14 protein-coding genes are annotated in these 20,400 nt (G+C 36.4%); 11 read left to right on the forward strand and 3 right to left on the reverse strand.

The features are described 5' to 3' along the window. From gmk to N3F66_01655, 6 genes are all read left to right on the forward strand, one after another. Positions 1 to 618: a guanylate kinase gene (gene gmk, locus N3F66_01630; protein MCX8122848.1), complete on the forward strand. Its 618-nt coding sequence runs from the start codon at positions 1 to 3 to the stop codon at positions 616 to 618. Then, the gene (locus N3F66_01635; GenBank protein MCX8122849.1) at positions 599 to 802 is read left to right on the forward strand and encodes a hypothetical protein; all 204 of its coding nucleotides are present in this window, start codon (positions 599 to 601) and stop codon (positions 800 to 802) included. The genes gmk and N3F66_01635 overlap by 20 nt, the downstream gene beginning before the upstream one ends. Positions 803 to 899: 97 nt before the next feature. Further along, on the forward strand, positions 900 to 1,808 hold the full coding sequence (miaA, locus tag N3F66_01640; GenBank protein MCX8122850.1) for a tRNA (adenosine(37)-N6)-dimethylallyltransferase MiaA: 909 nt from the start codon (positions 900 to 902) through the stop codon (positions 1,806 to 1,808). Positions 1,809 to 1,992: 184 nt separating this feature from the next. After that, a complete protein-coding gene (hfq, locus tag N3F66_01645; GenBank protein ID MCX8122851.1) occupies positions 1,993 to 2,223 on the forward strand; it encodes an RNA chaperone Hfq in 231 nt (76 codons plus the stop codon). Between the two features lie 3 nt (positions 2,224 to 2,226). Then, positions 2,227 to 3,111, forward strand: coding sequence for an SPFH domain-containing protein (locus tag N3F66_01650; GenBank protein MCX8122852.1), 885 nt, complete (start codon positions 2,227 to 2,229; stop codon positions 3,109 to 3,111). Between the two features lie 265 nt (positions 3,112 to 3,376). Further along, a complete protein-coding gene (locus N3F66_01655) occupies positions 3,377 to 4,105 on the forward strand; it encodes a hypothetical protein (protein ID MCX8122853.1) in 729 nt (242 codons plus the stop codon). Positions 4,106 to 4,110: 5 nt separating this feature from the next. Here N3F66_01655 and N3F66_01660 read toward each other — a convergent pair whose 3' ends face one another. The 3 genes from N3F66_01660 to N3F66_01670 all read right to left on the reverse strand — a co-directional run bounded on the left by N3F66_01660 (position 4,111) and on the right by N3F66_01670 (position 6,216). Beyond that, a complete protein-coding gene (locus tag N3F66_01660) occupies positions 4,111 to 5,070 on the reverse strand; it encodes a phosphatase PAP2 family protein (protein ID MCX8122854.1) in 960 nt (319 codons plus the stop codon). Between the two features lie 155 nt (positions 5,071 to 5,225). Further along, the gene (locus N3F66_01665; protein ID MCX8122855.1) at positions 5,226 to 5,846 is read right to left on the reverse strand and encodes a hypothetical protein; all 621 of its coding nucleotides are present in this window, start codon (positions 5,844 to 5,846) and stop codon (positions 5,226 to 5,228) included. A 67-nt stretch (positions 5,847 to 5,913) separates the two neighbouring features. Then, the gene (locus tag N3F66_01670) at positions 5,914 to 6,216 is read right to left on the reverse strand and encodes a hypothetical protein (GenBank protein MCX8122856.1); all 303 of its coding nucleotides are present in this window, start codon (positions 6,214 to 6,216) and stop codon (positions 5,914 to 5,916) included. A 437-nt stretch (positions 6,217 to 6,653) separates the two neighbouring features. On the opposite strand from N3F66_01670, the gene N3F66_01675 reads away from it, so the two are divergent. The 5 genes from N3F66_01675 (at position 6,654) to N3F66_01695 (ending at position 20,395) form a co-directional block, all read left to right on the forward strand. Continuing rightward, complete coding sequence (locus N3F66_01675; protein MCX8122857.1) at positions 6,654 to 8,105, forward strand: WG repeat-containing protein; 1,452 nt, start codon at positions 6,654 to 6,656, stop codon at positions 8,103 to 8,105. A gap of 221 nt (positions 8,106 to 8,326) precedes the next feature. After that, a complete protein-coding gene (ligA, locus tag N3F66_01680) occupies positions 8,327 to 10,318 on the forward strand; it encodes an NAD-dependent DNA ligase LigA (protein MCX8122858.1) in 1,992 nt (663 codons plus the stop codon). Next, entirely contained in the window at positions 10,318 to 11,913 is a 1,596-nt protein-coding gene (lnt, locus tag N3F66_01685) for an apolipoprotein N-acyltransferase (protein MCX8122859.1), read from the forward strand. Before ligA ends, lnt begins: the two co-directional genes overlap by 1 nt. Beyond that, positions 11,913 to 13,592 carry a metallophosphoesterase gene (locus tag N3F66_01690; protein ID MCX8122860.1) on the forward strand — a complete coding sequence of 560 codons (1,680 nt, stop codon included), beginning with the start codon at positions 11,913 to 11,915 and terminating at the stop codon, positions 13,590 to 13,592. Before lnt ends, N3F66_01690 begins: the two co-directional genes overlap by 1 nt. A gap of 80 nt (positions 13,593 to 13,672) precedes the next feature. Continuing rightward, positions 13,673 to 20,395, forward strand: coding sequence for a PAS domain S-box protein (locus N3F66_01695; protein MCX8122861.1), 6,723 nt, complete (start codon positions 13,673 to 13,675; stop codon positions 20,393 to 20,395). The last annotated feature ends 5 nt before the right edge of the window (positions 20,396 to 20,400 follow it).

Below are 20,400 nucleotides of genomic sequence, written 5' to 3' on the forward strand. Positions count from 1 at the left end.
ATGTTTTCAATAATTATTTCAGCGCCATCAGGTGCAGGGAAAACAACATTAATAGAAAGGCTTCTTATTCAAAATCCTATTTTTGAATTTGCAATATCAACAACTACCAGAACAAAGAGGGCAAACGAAACTGAAGGTAAAAGTTATCATTATGTGAGTTATGAAGAGTTTATGCAAATGGTAGATAAGGGTGAATTCTTGGAATGGGCCAAGGTGCATGATAATTATTACGGTACAACAAAAAAAGAAGTTGACAGAATAAAAGCACTTTCAAAAATACCTATCTTTGATGTAGATGTACAGGGTGCACGCAGTTTGCGTAATAAATTACAAAATGTTATATCAATATTTATTATTCCACCATCCATTCAGGAATTAGAAAAACGTTTGCGGCACCGTTCAACTGAAACGGAATATCAAATAGCTGTTAGATTGAACAATGCACTAGTTGAATTACGCGAATATGTAAATTATGATTATATTGTAGTAAATGATGATTTGCAAAAAGCTCTTGATGAACTCAATGCAATTTTAAAGACTGTTATACTTAAACGTGAATATATGGAATCAGTAGTTAAAAGATTATTGGAGGGTGTACATGATTATACCATTAGATAAATTGATTGCATTGGAAGATAACAGATATGTCTTTTCCTGTGCTGCCATGAAAGTAGTTGATAAATTAGGTAACATTGAAGGGTATCCTGAAAGTGATAAAAACTGGAAGGTTGTCCCCAATATTTTAAATTTAATGCTTAATAATATAGTTAAATATGAATTTAAAGAAGAAATAAAAGATTAAAAGTTTGCAAAAACAGTATTTAATAATTCCAATAGTATAACACCTATGAGTATTTGATTATTGTATAAGTGGGTTATGATATTTTGGGATAAAGGATTTGAATAATAAAGCTGTTGTTCTTGTAGGGCCAACGGCATCCGGAAAAACACGCATATCCCTTGAAATAGCACATGATGTTTTTGAGATAATATCAGTAGATTCAGCGCAGGTTTATAAGTATATGGACATTGGTACAGGGAAGGTTGCCCCGTACTATCGTTCTTTGATAACACACTATTGTATAGATATTGTTAATCCGGATTATTGGTTCACTGCTGGGGATTTTTGTAGAGAAGCCGAAAATGCACTAGAAAAAGTGAGACAACACAATAAATTGCCTCTTTTTGTTGGGGGTACAGGGCTATATTTTCAGGCTTTCTTATATGGACTGGCTCAACTTCCAAAAATAGATGCAACGATAAAAAAACAGTTACACGAGGAATTACAACAAAAGGGGCTTGAGGCTTTGTATACTGAACTGTTGCAGCATGATCCACAGTGGGCACATCGTATTCATCCAAATGATACTCAAAGGATTTTGCGTGGTTTAGAAGTCTTCAGAGCAACCGGTATTCCTCTATCAAAGTTTCTACAGTCTGAGCACAAAAAAAGTAATCTAGAAATTCTTATGATAGCGCTGGATGTTGAAAGAGATGAATTGTACTTGCGAATTGAACGCCGGGTTGATGAAATGATAAGTAATGGATTTGTGGAAGAAGTTAAAAATTTGAGGGCAATGGGCTATACGGAAAAGTTTAATTCACAAAAGGCTATTGGTTATTTGCAGTTACATAAGGTTTTGCAAAATGAGTTGGAGCTTGAGGAAGCAATTAAGTTAATAAAACAGGAAACAAAGCATTATGCAAAACGGCAAATTACATGGTTTAAGCGCTATAACCCTTTATGGGTATCACCGAATAATATTAAAAAAATAAGGGAAATAATAACGCAATGGTTATTCAATTAGTGTAGTACGATAGTTACTGAGTCATAAGCATTATAATAATAAATAATACTAATGATCAATTTTAAGATATAATTTGTAAAAAAATATTGATATTATTTATGTTCAATGATATGTAAGTGTATTGTGGTGCAATATTGTTAAAATAAAATAATATATAAAATTAAATAAATAAAGAGGGTACACAATGGGCAAACAAACAAAAAATTTACAGGACACTTTTCTTAATGCTGCACGCAAAGATAAAGTGGAAATTACCATCTATCTTATGAACGGCGTTCCGATCAAGGGGAAGGTTATCAGCTTTGATAGCTTTACAATTTTGGTTGAAGTTGACAAAAAGCAAAATCTTATCTATAAACATGCTATATCAACGATAATGCCGTCAAAGCCAGTTCAGTATAAAGATGAAGAATAATACATGGGTAAAGTACAAAAAATTGTTGTTGCAGCGTTTATTATTGCTGCCCTTATTTATGTTTTTGTACGTGTAGTTGTGATTGTTGGAGATGGTGTAGTGGCAATTGTCACTGATAAAGAAGGTCAGGTATTAGGACAATTGCACAAAGGTGTTAATATAGTTCCTCAGGGGATAACTACTCACATTAAAGCACACTATATCCCACTGAATAATACATGTCATGTGGACATTACCATACCGGTTCCTCCACTAGAAGTAATTAAAAGTGAACATTATTCTATTAAGATTCCTGTAGCTGTTACTTACAGGCTTAATCCGGGTCAATTATCACTTGATTTATACAAACTGTATTCAGATGCACAGTACCTGCCTCAACAAATTCAGCTACGATTACTTAGCAGTATTAAAGATAATATTGCCTTCCATCTTTATCCATACTACCAGTATAATGTATTGCAAGCCAATATCAACAGGGAAATAGGGCAGGCGATAGCTCATGTTAAAGAATCTTTTATCAAAGAAGGCATACTGATACAAGATGCTACTGTGGGTGTCATCTATATGCCAGATTATGCTGTATATGCTGAGGGTAAAAAATTTTTACTTGAATTGCTGACACAGGAGAAATTGAATGCCATACAGCGTAATGAATTGCAACATCAGCTCAAGCAAGAACAGATGCGAAATGAACAATATTTGGCCTATCTTGAAAAGATGTCACAAATTATTTCAAAAAACAAGGATATTTTGCAATATATTTATATTGACAAATTAGCGGATAATGTGAGGGTGATAGTTACTTCGGACAAAAATGTTCCATGGGATATAGCAAGTGAGAGTGGCTCAGAATCTTTAAAGAAAGATTTTGATAATTTTAAAAAATAGTGGATTGGTGTATTAATTCCGTTGTATATTAATAATCAGATATAATAAATAAAGTATTTTTGTGACATATTTTTATAATAAGGAGAGTGAAACACTATGCCCTGTGGTAGGAAGCGAAAACGCAGAAAGATTGCTAATCACAAACGGAAAAAACGAAGAAGACTTAATCGTCACAAGAAGAAATTACGATAATGTAAGTAGAGGAGAGATTGGCAGAAAAGGAAGTCAATCTCTTTTCTATTTTTAAATACAATAAGGTTGGATAATGCGCAGAAGAATTAAAACAAAATCAATTATAATCCCTGAGGCAAAGAAGACCTACTGGAAACGAAGGCCATCAGAAATTAGAGGCTATCAACGGGTTTTCTACTGCAATACTGAAAACGGTGATTACATCCGTGTGGATTATAATTTAAAAGATAAAAGGGTAAGGCTGTATCTGGAAGATAGCGAAGAAGGCGGAAATCCTTATTATGCGGTTATAGATAAAGGGCGCATTACTGCTGAACGCAACGCTACTTCAGGGCGACCAGTAAGTTTACGGGAAAAATTTGAAAAGCGTGCAGAACTCATATCAACCATTCCTAATAAAGATGTAATAAAACTTATCAATAAGCATTATGGAATAGGTGAAAGTGCTGAAGAGATTGCAGCTCGTCAGAAAAAAAGACAGGAAGAACTTGAAAGAACTCGTAAACGCTACTTCAAACCTGAAGAAGTTCCATCATTTGTTAAAAAAGAAACAATCACAGTATCAAAACGGAAGGTTAGAATACGTGATATGGTAGATATTGGCATAGGTGGTGTAAGTGTAGGTGGTATATATTTTTTAACTCTTGATTTTGTAAAGGCAGGCATTGCTTCAGCAGCATTTGGTATACTGCTTGCATTTGTTGATATCTTCATTAGAGAAAAAGAAACACTGTTACTTAAGACGTTGCTGTTTTTGGTTATTGGTATAGCATTGTATATTTATGGTTATTTTATTTTATAATACTGTTATCGCCTTCTGATTTCGGAAAGCCAGTCCCACCAGTTGCGTATATAATCCAGTACGGGAGTTGAAATTTCTGCACTGCCAAAGATATACAACCGTGCCAAAACAGGACCATATCGGAATGTTGCCAGACCAACCAGAAAACCAGCAATAACATCAATGACATAGTGATACCGTAAATATACAGTAGAAATTATAAGAAGTAGTGCCCACACTGATGCAATAATACTGAATTTTTTGTGGAATTTGATAGCCAGAAGGACTGTAAGTATTGAAACTAATGTGTGCCCACTCGGGAAACAATCACGTGTAACCCCTTCTAAGTATGCCAGACCATGGTGGATAAAATTGAATAACAGAAGCCCTTCAAGTGGTTGTGTCTGAAGATGAGTTAAAGTAAACCGTGGGCCAATGGCCGGGAATATATAATAGCCAATATATGACAAATAAAAACCAAGCATTATGGTGGATGCAACTATATGGAATTCAACTTTTCTTTCTTTCAGATACAATAGCAGGCAAAATGTAAAAGGCAAAAAATAGAAGCTAGCATATACTATCTGTAATAATTCAGTGACAAATGGATGTAGTGCTTTTTCCAGTAATACAGTGGGATGATTTCCAAAAAATAGTGCATAATCAATTTTTATTAAGGTTGTATCAATATCATGCGGATTGATAAGTGGTACAAGTTTATTGTGTTCCATAAATATTGCAACAAGCAGTGGCAATATGTACCAGTCTCGGTATATGGCAAATAATGGTGAAGCGGCATATCGCTGAGCAAATACAGTGGCAACGATAAGCAACATAATTGTAATATTGATGGTAAAAATTACAGGAGCAAATGTTATATGTGAGAAAATGATAATTAATAGATTCAGGAATAACGCCATGCCAAACGTCAAAAGCTCTTCAAGGTGAATCCTTGAATCATACTCTGTTAATACCTTCTGCAGCATATCCGGCCTCTTATCCCAATATATATATGTATAATAGCGTATTCAATATTGTTATAAAATAATATATACAAAATATTTAAAAATGACAATATTTTGCGTTTGTTACATGCGTAAAAACAATTATAGTGCTAATTTTAATCATTTGTCAAGAAATATTATATGACAGCAAGAAAAGCTTTATATTCTTCCGCAATGATTTCGGGCATTAGCAGAGTAAATGAATCATCATGTAACATTTGGAGATAGTTGATTTCGCTTGTTGCATTTGGTGGAAATGTTACTCGTGGACATATTCGTATGTGTGGATAAAAGATATTATTATTAGCAATAGAATAGAAGGCCATATTAAAATTATCAATTTTTTTACTGTGTAGATACTGAAGAGTTTTTATCAAATATTCTATTACTGTGTAAAGTTTTCCTTTTAATGTGTGTAGTGGTGCAAAGTGGTGGAGTATTCCCAAAATATCAAACTGACCTCTTGGGGCAAAAGCCACTAACCAGGTACTATCGCCCAAACTTATAATAATCCGTTCATTGAGTTGTTTTTCAAGATTTATGTAATCCCAAAATAGGTTGTTGTTTTTTTCAAGGTTTGACAGTATGTCAGTATAGTAATTGGATGGCGTTGATGACGCTATAACCTGAAGATGAGGATGTATTAAAGAGCTTCCTGCAACTGGCATATAATTCCAGTTTATGGATTGATAGGGATACTGTGCTGGGTCAATGTCGGATAAAAATAATAATGCACATTCAAATGCATCCTGTAACATTTCAAAACTAAAATTGTTTATAGCTACATAGTGCTGGCTTGTTATGGTGACAACGGCGTTATGTTCATCATAGGGAAATGCGTTGGGGAAGCAACGTGCATTGCCATAGGTATACCTGTTCCTTAAGGGGTGAGGTAAATTTTGGGGTCAGAGCATCAATGAGCCCGGGGCAAAAGGGGCATGTTTTGGCTGATTCTTCTATCATTGTGCTGCGATCTGTGGTTGCAAATTCTTTCAATGACATTCCTAATACACGTGTGTTGCGTCCGGTTAAAGGGCAGTAGCGGATTTGGCAGGTACGTTGTGTTTCCTTAAATTGCTGGAACGGGTCTTTTATGGTTATTGTCTTGGTTTCTTTTTTTAATTGCATCAGTTACCTCCGTAATGGTATTCATAAACCTAAAATTAAGGTGGAGTGTAGTATGTGAATACATATAAATGCTATGGCAGCTTTTGCAATTAATTTTTTGAATAATGCTTTTTTATAATAGATGAAACAAAATAAAACGTTTAGCATTATATACAAATTTAATATCAAATAGTATATAAAGTTAACTCTTATGGGCACATCAAAAACTGCTTTTGCCTTTAATAATTTAAAATAAAAAAAGCATTTTTTTACTTAATTTATGTGCCCACAAGCGAACATTCTCGATATTGGTTTTTAGAAGTTCTCTTATTTTGATTGACATGATCCTTCCACACGCTGCATGTTAATACGCAAAAATATTTATTTAAAATCTTAACGGTAAGTCAAGGAAAGTAAATGACCATATAGGTTTTAAAAGAATTAGGGGGACAGATAACATGAAAAGGTTTATATGTATTATAATAGTCATGCTATGTGGTTCGTTAGGTTTTGCTCAAAAAGGAAAAAATCTTCAGTGGATAGTATTGCCACAATTTGAAAATGTAAGAAATTTTTCTGAAGGTATGGCTGCAGTACAGTTGAATGGCAAATGGGGTTTTATTGATAATGAAGGAAAGGTTATTGTTGAACCGCAATATGATGATGTGGGCGATTTTCATGATGGTATGGCTTTTGTTAAGATTGATGATAAATATGGATTTATTGATAAAGAAGGTGTAGTGAAGATCCCACCGCAGTTTACGGGTGTGTTTGATTTTTCAGAAGGTTTAGCTGCTGTATCTAAGGATAGACGTTATTACGGGTATATCAATAAAGAAGGCAAAGTGATTGTTCCTTTTGAATATGATTTTCCAAATTATTGCAGAGAAGGCATGATACCTGTTTGGAAAGGAGTAAAAGCTGGATATGTCAATTCCGAAGGTGTAATGGTTATACCTTTAATTTATACATCAACGTATGAATTTTCTGAAGGATTAGCAGCTGTAGTGAAAGATAAAAAGATGGGATATATAAATAAACAAGGCGAATTTGTCATCCCACTCAGGTTTGATCAAGATTTGTATTTTGTAGGGGACTTTAAAGAAGGTATGGCGTCAATTTTAAGCAAAAAAGATAAAGGAAACTATAAATATGGTTTTATTAACAAACAGGGCGATATTATTGTAGATCCAATATATGAGCATACGTTAAGATTCTCTGAGGGAATGGCAAATGTAAAGAAAAATGACAAATGGGGTTATGTCAACAAACAGGGTATTTTAGTTATTGAACCTAAGTTTAAATATTCATCTAATTTTAAAGAGGGATGTGCCCCTGTGACTGAGGATGGAAAAAAAGCAGGATATATTGACTATAATGGAAACTGGATAATATCTCCACAATTTGATGAAGCCTATGAGTTTAATGAAGGAATAGCGCGTGTAATCGTAGATGGTAATGTTGGTTATATAGATAAATCTGGAAGATATGTTATACAACCAACAATTTACCGTTATGGTGCAAGTGATTTTGTAGAAGGAGCAGCTGCAATTTTTTCTCAGGTTAAAATTGGGAAAGAATATAAAAGCGGATGGGGATTTATTAAAAATCCACTCCCATTGGCAAAAAAAGTTAATTCATTAGAAAAAGCGGGGGCTTATGTTGGAAATGTAAAAGAAGTAAAAAGTGATGAAATCTTAATAGTTGGTAAAGATATTGCTGAAAGAGTGAGAATGTTTGAAAAATTATGTATTTTCAGTGGCGATAAATTAATACTTTTACGTGCACATTTTCCTATGATGACTACTGCAAAGTGTAAAGTTATATCAGGATCAATTAAGCAAATTACACCGGGGATGAAAGTATATAAGTATCGTGAAAAAGATAAAGATAATCAAAAAGCTATGTAATTAATAATTGAATTGGTGCGAGTCATTTTAATCGTAGATATGTTTTAATTATGAAAAAGCAGAAAGATATATATAAAAGTGAAATTTAGCTTTTGTAGATGTTACTATTGTTTTTTCATTTTGTTGTTAATGTGGACTGGTAATCATTTACAAAATTATGATGAAAGTTGAACAAAAATACAGATTGTTCTATTTTATTATTATGCAAAACCAGGTGGTATATGGAACAGATAATAAAACGATACAATGAGTTAATTGATTTAATAAAAAAATACAACTACTATTACTATACGCTGGATAAACCTCTTGTAGATGATGCAACCTATGATGAGCTTTTGAAAGAGCTTATTGCATTGGAAGAACAATATCCTGAGATTGTGCGGCAGGATTCGCCCACTAAAACTGTTGGTGCCGTTATTCAGACTTCATTTAAAGAAGTGCGGCATACCCCGCCTATGCTAAGTTTAAGCAATGCAATGGATGAGGGGGAATTAAATGAATTCCATCAACGCTGTAGCAAATTATTGGGCACAAGTACCATTGAATATTGTGCCGAACTTAAGTACGATGGGCTTGCAGTTGAACTTGTGTACCAGAATGGTGTATATGTGCAGGGTTCAACGCGGGGTGACGGTGAAGTGGGTGAAGATGTTTCGGAAAATATTGCAACCATAAAAAAAGTACCAGCACGGCTGCATGGCAATGTACCCCAATATATCAGCGTGCGAGGTGAGGTTATAATGCGCCATGGTGAGTTTGAACGTTTGAACCAACTAAGAAGGAATAATGGCGAGCCAGAATTTGCCAACCCAAGAAATGCTGCTGCAGGATCGCTGAGGCAGCTTGACCCTGTTATCACTGCACAGAGGGAGCTTGATATTGTGCTGTATGGAATTGGAAGGATTGAGCCAGAAGGGATGGCGATGACACAAAACCAGCTGTATGAATTGTTTGCAAGTTTAGGTTTGCCGTCACCACAGTATTATACAGTGGGTTTGCTACAGGATGTTAAGCAATTTTATACATATTGGATGGAACATAGATATACGCTTGATTTTGATATTGATGGGGTGGTAGTAAAAGTTAACCGCTTTGATTTGCGCGATGCTATGGGGAGCACTTCCAAAGCTCCACGGTGGGCTATTGCGTGGAAGTTCCCCGCACGAGAAGCTATTACAGTGCTCAAATCGGTTGATTATCAGGTTGGGCGCACAGGGCTTGTAACACCAGTAGCTAATTTGGAGCCAATTAATATTGGTGGTGTTCTGGTGAAGCGCGCAACGCTCCATAACTTTCAGGAAGTAAAGAGGCTGGACATTAAGATTGGTGATACCGTTAAGGTGATTCGTGCCGGTGATGTAATCCCAAAAGTGGTGGAAGTGCTAAAAGACAAACGGCAGGAAGGTAAAGAGATAGTACCTCCTGATAGGTGCCCTGCATGTAAATCATTGTTGCAGCAAGAAGATATATATATTCGCTGTGTCAATCCACAGTGCCCTGCAAAAGAGTATGAGACACTGTGTTTCTTTGTTTCAAAAGATGGTATGGATATTGAATATGTAGGTCCTGAACTTCTTAAACGCCTGTATGAACAGAAAAAGATAAAAACCATTGCTGACATCTATGCGCTCAAGCGCGATGACCTTCTGCAGATTGAGCGTATGGGCGATAAAATTGTGGATAAGATACTTGATTCAATTAATCAGCGAAGAGTGGTACCACTGTCACACTTTTTACGGGCATTGGGCATTCGCAATGTTGGTGACCATATAGCAAAGGTTATTGCACGTCATGTACGTTCATTGGAAAAATTACAGGAGCTATCGCCGCAAGAACTCATGACAATACCTGAAGTAGGTCCGGGTGTTGCCCAGTCAGTGTATGATTTTTTCCATAATGAAGAGTCATTGGGGATTATAAACAAGATGCTGCAAAATGGTGTAACCGTAACCGAGGAAGCTGTAGAAGAAGCGCAGGAGAATCCATTTAAAGGAAAGACCGTTGTTTTTACTGGAACTTTGCAAAGCATGACCAGGCAGGAGGCTGAGCGCCTAATTGAGTCACTAGGTGGGAGAGCTTCAGGTTCGGTGAGCAGCAAAACTGATTTTGTGGTTGCTGGAGAGGAAGCCGGTTCTAAACTTGAAAAAGCACGCAAACTCAATGTGCGTATTCTTTCAGAAGAAGAATTTTTGAAGATGGCTGGAAGGGGATAATGAAGATTAATCAACTTTTGGATACAATTTGGCGGCATTATTACTTACTTAGTGTACTTCTGTTTTATTTTTCTTTTTTAACACATTTGAATCTATATCTGCCGTTGCTATCAGTGTGTGCGTGGGTTAGCCTAGTGCCGTTACTTACGTATGTGCGATCCAGACCATTAAAAGACGTATACATAACATCATTTATTACCGGCCTTTTTGGTTTTGGTGTTGTCTATTACTGGATGGGCGATTTTGGTCAGGCGCTGCCATACGGGAAGGTTGTGATTATTGCACTGATAGTTCCGTGTATTTCGGTTTTCTTTGCTACAAAGATATTTGTTGCTGAATATCTTTCACGTGTTTTTCCTCACCTTACTGTTATAATATATCCATCCGTGTGGATTGCATTTGATTGGGTACAGACTATTGGAACTATGGCATTCCCATGGAATTTTTGGGGTTACACACAATATCCATTTATACATTTCATTCAGATAGCTTCGATTGTTGGTATTTTTGGCATAACATTTATTGTGATTTTTTCAAATATCAGTATTGCCCAGTATATAATAGCAAAGATGAATAACAGTAACTATCGCCATGCACTTGTTGCCTGTACTCTTTGCTGCGTCATTGTGGCAGCTTCTACAGTGTATGGCTTTATACGGCTTCATGGCCAAAAAGATGGACACAATACGCACCTGCGAGTAGCAATGGTGCAGTCATGCTTTTCGCCATGGGAAAACTGGATTAAAAACAGGTATGAGTATCTAAATATATTACGAGAGCTAACAAATAAAGCAATGCAACATGATCCTGATCTTGTAGTGTGGTCAGAATCTGCTACGCTTGAAAATATTTCGTACAGCTACTTCAATGGCAATTTGAATGATTTTGAAGAAGCAGTGCTTGCTTTGGCAGCTAGTAACCGTGTACCGCTTTTGACTGGCGAGATTGGAGTAATTGAAGATACAGTGCATCACAGGTATTATCCGCAAAACAGCATGGTGCTTATTAATTCTACAGGGCAGGTTGTTGACACCTATGCCAAAATACATCTGGTGCCATTTGGCGAGTGGTTCCCGTATGGGGAATTGTTCCCGTTTGTGAATGATATAGTTGATGCGTTTGGTGGCTCAAACTTTGTGCCAGGTGATAGCCCGCGTATTTTTACCATAGGTTCGTTCAGATGTGCCCCCCTTATATGCTATGAAAATATTTTTCACAAATTATGCCGCAACTATGCAAAGACAGGTATTGACTTTTACGTAAATATCACAAACCTTTTGTGGACAGAAAACCCCATTGGCCCTATGCAACACTTTTATTTTTCGGTGTTCAGAGCCATTGAAAATGGAATATGGTTTGTGAGTGCAGGCAACTCTGGATTTACTGCACTGATTGACCCGTATGGCCGCGTGACTTCATGGGTACCTTTAATGAAAAAAACATATTGTGTAGGGGACATAGATTTAAGTAAAAACACCAGTACATTATATCGACGTTGTGGTGACAGTATTTTATATATATCATTTGCATTTTTAATTGTGTTATGGGCGATAGTTATCGGTAATACATTGATTGCCAAAAAAAGGAAACACTGATGCGAATAATCTACTGTACCGATATCCATGGCGCATTTGAACGTGTGCGCGAGCTACTATATGAGACGATAGCCGATGTGTATATAATCTCCGGCGATTTGATTGATATACCTTTTTATAATATGGATAGTGCCATTCGCTATTATGAATTGCAGATGTATTTTGATACTATGCGAAAGCAGATGGGCCGTGATGATGTTACTGTGGAAGACTTTGTTGATGAATTGCTGGAGATGCCGCATATAACCGAGGACGTTGCGGAGTTAGGTACTAAGTTTCAGCAATATACAATACGTGCACGCCGTGTAATGCAGCAAAAATATAAAGTGCTAGCTAACATTTTTAGCTTTAAACCTCAAACGTATATATTTGCACTGCCTGGCAATTATGACATGGATTTGAAATACACATCGCTTCATGACCGAGACCTTCATATGCACTGGTATCTGGTGGAAGATCAGGTGATAGCAGGATATGGTGGTGCAGATGTGTTTACCGCGGGGATTCCGCAAAAGTATGTTGTACCTTACAGAGCCGGCATTGGAATTGATGACCGTAAAAACGAAATGTATAATTTTTTTAAAGCAGTGCGCCCCACTATAATAGTAACGCATCAGCCTGCACATGGAGTGCTGGACTGGCTTGCCCCGGTTGGCCCAACAGGTTCACCGGCATTGAGGACGTATTGTGACAACAACCCTGTTATCCTGTGCTTAACTGGCCATATCCATGGTTCATGGGGAATACAGGAGGTTGAGCATACACTGTATTTAAATCCTTCACCATTTGGTGATATCACCACTGTGCGCCATGATGTGCTAGAAGGGGGTTTCTTCTACCAGATAGAATTAGAGGAAGGTAAGGTAGTCCAAGTGCTGTACAGAAAAATGTATAATGAGCGTGTGTATGATCTGGCTGAATATGTAAAGAAAGATGGTATGTGGGCTGAAACTATCATTGATGAAGGCCGATTCAATGCAAAAAAGAAATTACATAATATTGATATGAATATTCAGCAGTACTCGCACATACCTGAAATTGAACTGTTCAAGGAAATCAAAAATTTTTTCAGAATGTTCCAGACCGAAGAATCAGAATTACGCGTTGAAAAGCTTGAGGAGATAGTTAAGCGGATTGAGCCAATGATAGAAGATATAGCAATGGATGTTGTGGGCTCGGTCAATGTGGGACTGTCGCAGCCAAGTTCGGATATTGATATAGTACTGTATTTGCGATGTGGATTGCAATGTACCGATAATCCTTTATCATGCAATTGTTGCAAGGATGCAGCAGAAATGATACGAAATGCATTGCAGGATGAATATAAATTTGAAGTACTTGATTGTATTGATTTAAACGAGGTTGAAAGAAGTATAAAAGAAAAAAATTATGAATCTGAAACATTACAGCGGTTTGTGGCATATCGTTCTATCTGCCGACCAATTAACTACCGCGTCATAGCACCTTTGGAAGATATGCTTAATCAGGATATTGAGTTCAGAAAAGAGGTGGAGGGGAGCATCAGATCATATTTTAAAATATTTGTCACAACATCACAACACATACGTTCGTTTAAAAAATATGAAAACCGGTTGAAAACAATTGGGATACGCCTGCCTGATTCAATCCGCCGAAAAATATTACAGTATCTGCAAAGTGAAGAAGACAAAGAATTTTAGTTTTTTAGTTGTATTTTCCAACCAAAACGATTATAGTAATTTTAGGTTATACTGCTTTTCTTATAATGAAGGTTGTATTCATGGATAATCGTAAAAAAACACGTAAGCCGTCTAAAAGTGCAAGAAATCTAAAACAAAAGAAGACATTACCACCTACAAAAAAAATTTCACAAAAAGTGGATCGTTTTGACCTTGTGGCAAATGAAGAGCTTACCATATTCAAAGAACTGGTAGAAAACTCATCATACGCTATCGGCATGTCCACGCCTCAGGGGAAGCATTATTATCAGAATAAAGCATTTAGTGAGCTTTTTGGAGATATTGGGGATGATCCGCCTTCTACGTTGTATGTTGATAAAAAAATTGGAAGAGAAGTATTCACAACAATTATGTCCGGAGGCTCATGGACCGGACAGGTAAAAATGTATGATAGAAATAAAAATATAATAGATGTGTACTTACGTGCTAATGCTATTAAAGATGCTGCAGGGAAGGTTATAGGTTTAGTAGGCATCCACGAGGATATAACGACTATTAAATTAATGGAGAAAATTTTAAAAGAAAATGAGGAAAAATTTAGAGCCATCTTTGAATCAACAACTGATGCTGTGTTTATTATGAAAGATGATGTGTGCATTGATTGTAATCCCGCTACTCTGAAGATGTTCAAATGCTCACGCAATGATATTATTGGTGCTTCAGCTCACCAGTTTCACCCGCAATTCCAGCCCAATGGGAAAAAATCAAAAGAATTGGCACTACGCTATATTCAAAAAGCAAAAAAAGGCATTCCCCAACATTTTGAATGGCAACATTTGAAATTGGATGGCACCCCATTCTATACAGAGGTAAGTCTAAATAGACTGGTCTTTGGCAAAGAAGTATTCTTGCTGGCAATAGTACGCGATATTACTCATCGTAAGGAAATAGAAACCCGATTGAAGAAGAGTGAACAGTGGTACAAGGCGTTATTTGATACTTCGCCAGACGTAATTATCATTTACGATTTTAAAGGCAATATTTTTGCTGCAAATCATAGAGCACGTGAATTATACGGTGTTGGGACTATCGGTGAATTGTTAACTGAAGTCACAAATATACTGGATTTGCTGGATGAAAACGATAAAAAGAAAGCCATAGCCACTATGGAAAATACTCTTAAAACAGGATATGCAGCAGGGAATGTTTATACAATTAAAAATAAAAAAGGCCAAAAGATTCAGGTTGAAGTTCATTCTTCAGTTTTGCCAGATAATGAAGGTAATCCTCAGGCGTTTATAAGTATTATCAGAGATATTTCTGAGCGTATCAAATCAGAAAAAGAGTTAAAGGATAGGGAATCAAAATACAGAGCATTATTTGAAAATGCTACTGAAACCATCATGGTGATACAGGATGGCATGATTAAATTGTTCAATAACCGTGCTTCAGAGCTAAGTGGTTATTCACCAGAAGAATTAGCGTCACGCTCATTTATAGATTTTATACATCCCGAAGACCGTGAGATGGTATTAAATACGTACCTACAGAGAATACAGGGTAAACAGGCTCCAACACAGTATAATTTTAAGATAATTACAAAAAATCAGGAAATACGGTGGGTTGAAACACATGTTGTTTTGATTGAATGGGAAGGCAAGCCCGCAACATTAAATTTTCTTACTGATATAACAGAACGTAAAATTATTGAAGACCAGATAAAAGAAAATGAAGCAAAATACCGTACACTCTTTAATTGTGCAAATGATGCAATCTTTATAATGGATAAAGAAATATTTATTGATTGCAATTATAAAACGCTGGAAATGTTTGGATGCACCAGGGAACAGATTATAGGTACGCCTCCATATCAATTTTCCCCAGAATATCAGCCTGATGGAAGAAAATCAAAAGAAAAAGCACTGGAGAAGATTCATAAAGCTCTTGAAGGGTATCCTCAGTTTTTTGAATGGCAGCATTGCAGATATGACAAAACCCCTTTTGAAGCTGAAGTAAGCCTTAACGCCTTTGAGCTTGGTGGCAAACAGTATATTCAGGCGATAGTTCGTGATATAACCGAACGTAAAAAAGCAGAAAATATGCTCCGAAGAAGTGAAGAACAGTACCGAATGCTGGTGGAAACTGCAAAGGAGGGTATTTGGAAAATTGAAAATGATGTTACTACCTATGTAAATAAAGCAATGGCTGATATGATGGGGTATACACAAGAAGAGATGATGGGAAAATCTATTTATGATTTTATGTTTGATGAAGATATCCCAGAATTAAAAGAAAGGTTAAAAAAACGAGCAAAAGGGATTGATGAGGTATACGAAGGCAGACGGAAAAAGAAAGATGGCAGCCCATTGTGGGCGATAGTTTCAGCAAAAGCAATCATAGATGAAAAAGGTAATTATGTTGGTTCTTTTGCTCTTTATACTGATATAACTGAAAGAAAAAAAGCCGAAGCTGAAATAGTAAACAAACAGAAGCTACTTGAAGATATCATTGCATATACTCCTGATCCCACTCTGGTGATTGATAAAAATGGTATCGTTATAGCTTGCAATAAAGCTATGGAAGAGTTGTTGGGGGTAAATGCCAGTGAATTGATTGGTAAGGGAAATTATGAATATGCATTACCATTGTATGGGGTGCGCAGGCCAATTTTAATAGATTTAGCTTTGCATTATGATGGTGAAATAGCAAAAAAATATACATATGTCAAAAAAGAAAAGGATGTACTGATTGCAGAAACTACCATAGATAACTTCAGAGGCAAAAAAGTATATTTATGGGGCAAGGCTGCACCACTGTATAATAAAGATGGAAATATAATAGGAGCTATCGAAACTATCCGTGACATAACCGAGCAAAAACAAAATGAACTGGCACTCAAGGAGAGTGAGCAAAAATTTAGAGAAATATTTGACTCAACTACTGATTCAATTATGATTGATGAAATTACTGAAACAGGTGCCAGAATCATTGATTGTAACCAGCAAACTTTGGAAATGTATGGATATTCCTCAAAAGAAGAAATGCTTTCGGGCAATATTGGTGATTTAAGTGCAAATATTTATCCATATACAGAAGAGGAAGCACAGGAAAAAGTTGCTCTTGCATTAAAAGGCGAAGTTCCTACCTTCGAGTGGTTGGCAAAAAAGAAAAATGGTGAAGTATTCTGGGTAGAAGTAACACTTAAAAAAGTAACACTTGCAGGCAAGGAAAGAGTATTGGCAATAGTACGTGATATAAATGAAAGAAAAAAAACAGAAGAAAAGCTGACTCTTTATAGTAAAAGATTAAATACTATTATTGAAGCTGTAAATATTGGTACGTGGGAATGGAATGTGCAGACGGGTGAGCTTGTTTTAAATGAGGTCTGGGCAAATATGGTTGGGTATACATTACAGGAGCTATCGCCCATATCATTACAAACATGGGAATCATTAACCCACCCTGAGGATTTAAAAAAAGCTTATGATACGCTGGAAAAACACTTCAATGGCCAATTGCCGTATTACGAATGCGAAATAAGAATGAAACACAAAAATGGTAATTGGATATGGATTCTTGATAAAGGCAGAGTGGTGATGTGGACTAACGATGGCAAACCGCTCATGATGTATGGTACCCATACCGATATTACAAAATTAAAAGAAACTGAACAGGCCTTACGCCAATCAAAAGAGTTTATTAATAATGTCCTTGATACTATACCTGTAAGAGTATTCTGGAAAGATAGGCAATTGAGATATTTAGGGTGCAACAGGGCATTTGCTGTTGATGCTGGGTATGATGACCCTGCTCAAATTGTTGGAAAGACAGATTTTGATATGGCCTGGAAACAGCAAGCAGAGCTCTACAGGAAAGATGATAAAGATGTAATAGAAACTGGGATTGCGAAATTGGGTTATGAGGAACCTCAAAATACGCCTGATGGTAACATATTATGGCTGCGTACCAGCAAAGTACCATTGCGCAATGAAAGTGGTGAAATTATAGGCGTGCTTGGAACGTATGAGGATATTACAGAAGCAAAAAAAGCTGAAAAAGATCTTAAAGACAGCGAAGAACGGTACCGTAATTTAGCTGAATCAACACAGGATTGTATAGCTTTGCATGATATGAATGGTGTTATTCAATACGTAAATCAGGCTGCAGTAAATATTACTGGATATTCACGTGAAGAGATAATTGGTAAAAATATAATCATGTTCATTCCACGTAAGTACCGGCGTTCAATTTATGAACGGCACACAAAGCGGCTTAAAGGATTTATGGGTATAGATCAGTTTGAAGCAGAAATGATTAATAAATATGGAGTTTTAATACCTGTACAGGTGACTTCAACACCTATTGTTAAGGATAATAAGATTGTATCAATAATGATTGTTGTTCATGACCTTACTCAGCGCAAAATAGCTGAGGAGTTATTGATAAAGAATAAAGAGCGTCTGGAAGCTGCAATATCTATACTGCAATATGATGCACATGATACTCGTGAATTAATTGATTATGTGTTGAATCAGGCTTTGCTGTTAACAGGGAGCAAAATTGGTTTTATCATGAGTTATGATAACAAAGAAAAGAAATTCTCTGTTGAAGCATGGTCAAAAGAAGTCATGTATGAATGTACTATAATAGAGAAGCCAGAAGTGTATTATCTGCATAATGCCGGTATATGGGCTGAAGCGGTCCGTCAGGCACGGCCAGTTATTATTAATAATTATAAAGAGCCACATACAGCAAAGAAAGGCTATCCAGAAGGCCATGTGGATATTATCCGGTATTTGGGTATACCAGTATTTAAAAATAAAGAGATAGTTGCCACTGTTGGTGTTGCCAATAAAGAAACTGATTATACTGAAATAGATGTTTTGCAATTAACATTGCTTATGGATGCAGCATGGAAATCAATTGAGCGTTTGGAGATAAAACTGGCTCTTTCTGAAAGTGAAGCAAAATTCAGAACGTTAGCTGATTTAAGCCCAACGGCTATTATGATGTATCAGGATGATAAATTTGTATACGTTAATAAGGCTGCTGAGCGCATTTCAGGTTACAGTTTTGAAGAAGCAGTTACTATGGATTTTTGGTCTATTGTACATCCTGATGATTTGCAGATGATTATTGAAAAAGGAAAGAAACGACAAGCGGGTCAACATGGATTAGATAGTTATGAGTTCAGGATTATTACAAGGGGTGGGGAAATTAAATGGGTCTATATCACCAGTGCAACTGTGCAATATAGAGGTAGACCTGCTGGTCTTGTTTCAGTGTTGGATATAACCGACCGTAAAAAAGCAGAGGACGCCCTGTATGAAGAAAAGGAAAAACTACAGATAACTCTACAAAGTATTGGTGACGGAGTAATAGCAACAGATACTCAAGGTAAAGTGGTGATTATAAATGCAGCTGCACAGCGGCTTACAGGGTATTCCCAGATAGAAGCGGAAGGGAAACCTCTTACAGAGATCTTTACAATTATTCATGAGCTATCGGGCAAACCTTTAGAAAACCCGGTTGAAAAAGTATTAGCAACAGGAAAAGTATATGAGCTTTCTAATCATACAGTCCTGGTGGCAAAAGACGGTACACGACGTATTATTGCTGATAGTGCTGCACCTATTAAAGATGCTTCTGGAAATATTCTGGGAGTTGTACTTGTATTTAGAGATATGACCGAAAAACTACAGCTAATTGAGCAATCGCAACGTGCACAGCGGTTAGAATCATTAGGGATTCTGGCTGCAGGTATTGCCCATGATTTCAACAATATTCTGGAGGGTGTGTTTGGGTATATTGGACTTGCTAATGCATATGTAAAAGATGCCAATATATCTGATTTGCTATCACAGGCACTTAAGTCAATCCAGCGTGCAAAAGGTTTGACCGGGCAACTTTTGACATTTTCAAAAGGTGGACAACCGGTTAAAAAAGTGCAGTCAATTATACCTTTATTGGAAGATACAGTACAGTTTGCAATTAGTGGTTCAAATATTAAAGCGCAATTCTATTTTGATGAAAATCTTAATAATGCTAATTTTGACTATAACCAGATTGCACAGGTAATTGAAAATGTAGTTATCAATGCTGTTCAAGCAATGCCAATGGGAGGTACTATAACTGTAAGTGCAAACAATGTATCATTTAGTGGCAATGAACATCCATTGCTTGAGGGTGATTACATTAGAATAACTATTGCTGACGAGGGTGTAGGCATTCCTAAAGACCTACTGCCTAAAATATTTGATCCTTTCTTTACTACAAAAAGTTTGGGACAAGGCTTGGGGCTTGCAACAAGCTATTCAATTATTACACGGCATAATGGAACAATAGAAGTTGAATCAGAACCAGGAAAAGGAACAACGGTGTATATTTATCTGCCAGCCTCAAAAAGTAGAGTACAAGATGTACAAAAGAAAGAAGAAAAGAAGATACTGAAAGGAGGAAAAATACTTATTCTTGATGATGAACCTACAATGCGACAGATTATGCTACAATTTTTAGAACATCTGGGTTTTGAAGGAGTAGCTGTTGACAATGGAAACGATGCAATTGAAATATTTTTAAGGGAAAAAGAAAAAGGAAGGCCATTTGATGCATTAATCTTTGATATGACAATAAAGGGAGGTATGGGTGGCAAAGAAGCAATTGCCGAAATACGAAAATATGATTCCAAAGTGCCTGCATTTGTCATGAGCGGGTATAGTGAAGACTATGTAATGGTACACCCCCAGGAACATGGATTTAACGCTGGTATTAGCAAACCGTTCACACTTGAAGAATTGGAAGCATTGCTGGCAAAGTATTTTTAAGTATT

This window comes from Spirochaetota bacterium, assembly GCA_026414805.1.
Taxonomy (GTDB): Bacteria; Spirochaetota; UBA4802; order UBA4802; family UB4802; genus UBA4802.